The sequence below is a fragment of the Acerihabitans sp. TG2 genome (assembly GCF_035013185.1).
In the GTDB taxonomy this organism is placed as follows: Bacteria; Pseudomonadota; Gammaproteobacteria; order Enterobacterales; family Enterobacteriaceae; genus Acerihabitans.
This window is the reverse complement of sequence record NZ_JAYGJO010000064.1, coordinates 1-3,151: the sequence shown is the minus strand read 5'-3', so window position 1 is coordinate 3,151 and position 3,151 is coordinate 1. Positions and strand designations below refer to the sequence as shown.

Here is a 3,151-nt window from a genome sequence, read left to right as displayed (position 1 = left end):
TCGCTGTTGAGATTTCATGATTGCGCCTCGGTGTTTAGGGTAGACAGCGGCAGTGTGGCGCAGTTAATCACTGAAAAAAAGATGCCGATTTAAGGGCGCTTACTGCCTATCTGGCCCAACAGCCGAATAAATGAACTTTTACCCTACGCTGAAAATAGCTTTAGCTAATACCCACCCAGCTTAATACATTATTTTATCCACACAATGTGAGTTCGCCGTCCGGTTACCTCATTTACAACAGGGGCTAAACTGCATCGATGGTTTCAAGGAAACCAAAAAATTCTTCTTGTTAAAAATAAGACTGATATTGCATCTAGGTTTCAATAATATTTATTGTCTATCACTGTATTAAAGCATGGTCGAGGCAGATCTTATGACCAGTTGCTAGCGCAAAGAGATACTTTGTCGTTCAAAGTGAAGTCTGATGATGAGGATTTTTTCGAAGAAGGCGATGTATCTGACGTTATGACTTTGATCTATGTTGATGATGATTTTTTGAACGGGGGTGCAACAATTATTCGAGAGGTTAATGATGTGATTCGTGAAGCCAAACCTGATTATTGGGGTTAGCCTTTACCATTAGTGATTAGTGATTAGTGATTAGTGATTTGTGGTTGGGATGTTATGGTCATTCGCGTTAAGTTCTTACCTGCTTCCCGTAGCCCATGATATATCGCGGTCCATAAGGGCGCTTCCATTCGTTTTATTGCGCTACGCCGCACGATTACGACGTGAAAAATTAAATCATTATTTACGCGTCACATGGCGGACTTCCTATATCAATACTATTCTTGCGATAAGCTTTTTGATTTAAGTGGTAGCCAACATGACGTCCAAAATTGCAGTTTTTCAGGTTCTGAGAAATTTATTCTTTCAGTAAAAAATCAGAGAATTAGCTACCGATTTTCTCTAGTTACTCTTTAAGGAGAATGCCATGGAGTGGGGCAACATCATGTTAATCGTGATCCTACTGTTGATTGGCAGCATGCCCCTCCTGGTACCCAGGTTTCGGCGCAGCAATTACCATCACATGTTGCTGGGTACTCTGCTGCTGTTTCTCGCCGCATGCAGCGAGACGGCAACCTTGCCTTTCAGTGCCGGAACCGGGCCTTCACCCGTGTTGCCTGCACCGCAACACCGTCTACTGCCAACATTGAACATCGCGCCGGCCGTTGGCTGGCCTGCGGGGATGAGCCCCAAAGCAGCCCCAGGACTGCATGTTACCTTGTTTGCCAAGAACCTGGATCATCCGCGGTGGCTGTATGTATTGCCCAACGGAGACGTACTGGTGGCCGAAAGCAATGCGCCGCCCAAGCCTGATGATGCTCAAGGTATCAAGGGCTGGATCATGGGCAAGGTCATGCAGCGCGCCGGAGCAAGCACGCCCAGCGCTGACCGTATAACCCTGCTGCGGGACAGCGATGGCGATGGCAAAGTGGATCTGCGTTCAGTGCTGCTGGACGGTTTGCACTCGCCCTTCGGCATGGTGCTGGTGGGCGACTCGCTGTATGTGGCGAACACTGATGCGCTGCTGCGTTTTCCGTATGCCAGTGGCGATACTCGTATCAATGTCCCTGGCAGTAGCCTGGTAGCGCTGCCTGCCGGAAAGATCAACCATCACTGGACGAAAAACGTGATTGCCAGCCTCGATGGCCGTCGGCTTTACGTGACCGTCGGCTCGAACAGTAACGTCGCCGAACGTGGCATGGCTGTCGAGCAAGGACGGGCAGCGATCTGGGAAGTGGATCGAAGCAGTGGTGAGGCACGTATCTTTGCCTCTGGGCTGCGCAACCCCAACGGTATGGCATGGGAAGCGACCACTGGCAAGTTGTGGGTCGTGGTCAACGAGCGTGACGAACTGGGAAGCGATTTGGTGCCCGACTACCTGACGTCGGTGCGTGATGGTGGTTTTTATGGTTGGCCTTATAGCTACTATGGCCAGCATGTCGATACGCGGGTGACACCACCTCGTCCTGAGCAGGTAGACCTGGCCATCATGCCTGATTTTGCCCTGGGGGCTCACGTTGCACCTCTGGGCATGGTGTCTGCACAGGGCAATAGTTTGCCCGTCGCCTATGCCAACGGAATGTTCATCGGTCAGCACGGTTCGTGGAACCGCCGGCCACAAAGCGGCTACAACGTAGTCTTCGTGCCCTTTGCTGATGGTCAACCATTAGCCTCGCCCCCAGTCGAGGTGCTCAGCGGTTTTCTCAGCGCCGCAGGCGATGCCTATGGACGACCTGTCGGTGTCGCCATCGATAGGCAAGGCGCACTGCTGGTAGCCGACGATGTCGGTAACTGTATCTGGCGCGTGACTGCCGAGTCGACACCCTAATTAGCGCCCCCAGCTTACCCTTAGTAGTCTTATTTTTCAGGTAATCAACAAGATACGATACCTTTTTGTGTTTAGATGCGCTGAAAGGCTCTCTGGTGCGTTTTTCATTCTGTTCAATAAAGAACAAAATACGAAATTTAGAGGCGCTTTAAGGGCGTCTGGCGAAGCCTGATGGCCTACGATTGCACTCGGAACTCGTCCACGCTCTCCTGCGGCCTCCCTCATAGCTTGAGGTTATTTTCTTTTGCCCATTTCCTTAACCTTCCGCAGGCGTTGGCGTAGGGAGAAGATGTATTAAAAGAAATCATTCTTCCCATTGTCCATTTGCCATACCAAGCTTTTCCATACAGATCATCGTCAGATCGCTTTTTGATAGATTCAACGATTTCGTTTTTAGCATCCTGTAGTTGGCTTCTGAGTGAGCATAAATCCAAATCGCTATAGTCGCGATAAAACTTTTGGGCGAGAAGACCAAGCTGGTTCCACTTGTAACCCGTTTCCGGGAAATCAACGGGCTTTCCTGCTGCATCAAGAGTTATCCATTTGATAACTAATTTATTCCAGCCAAGTAAGTAGGCGACAAGATTGCAAACACTCATAACAGAGCCTTTTGCATGTCCTTCCATTGATTCATCTGATGCTGATTCTGGCGGAATTGAGGCGAGATAACCTGATAATTTATTGTGGTTTTTGTCAATTGCTAACAGAAGTTCTGATTTAGTTTGAGGCACACCCATGAGAATTCCCTCTCCTGTTGTTGGGATATCCAGCTTGGAGGCATAAGCCAGACAGCGCGTCGTTTGATGCGGGACATTG

The 3,151-nt window shown here is 49.3% G+C and carries 3 protein-coding genes; 2 read left to right on the top strand and 1 reads right to left on the bottom strand.

The features are described from left to right. Positions 1 to 402: 402 nt before the first annotated feature. Together SJI19_RS24315 and SJI19_RS24310 are read left to right on the top strand one after the other, a co-directional pair. On the top strand, positions 403 to 570 hold the full coding sequence (locus SJI19_RS24315; protein ID WP_323480811.1) for a hypothetical protein: 168 nt from the start codon (positions 403 to 405) through the stop codon (positions 568 to 570). Between the two features lie 364 nt (positions 571 to 934). Next, positions 935 to 2,335, top strand: a complete 1,401-nt coding sequence (locus SJI19_RS24310) for a sorbosone dehydrogenase family protein (RefSeq protein ID WP_323480810.1) — start codon at positions 935 to 937, stop codon at positions 2,333 to 2,335. Between the two features lie 221 nt (positions 2,336 to 2,556). Here SJI19_RS24310 and SJI19_RS24305 read toward each other — a convergent pair whose 3' ends face one another. Next, on the bottom strand, positions 2,557 to 3,072 hold the full coding sequence (locus SJI19_RS24305; RefSeq protein WP_323480812.1) for a ClbS/DfsB family four-helix bundle protein: 516 nt from the start codon (positions 3,070 to 3,072) through the stop codon (positions 2,557 to 2,559). Between the last annotated feature and the right edge of the window lie 79 nt (positions 3,073 to 3,151).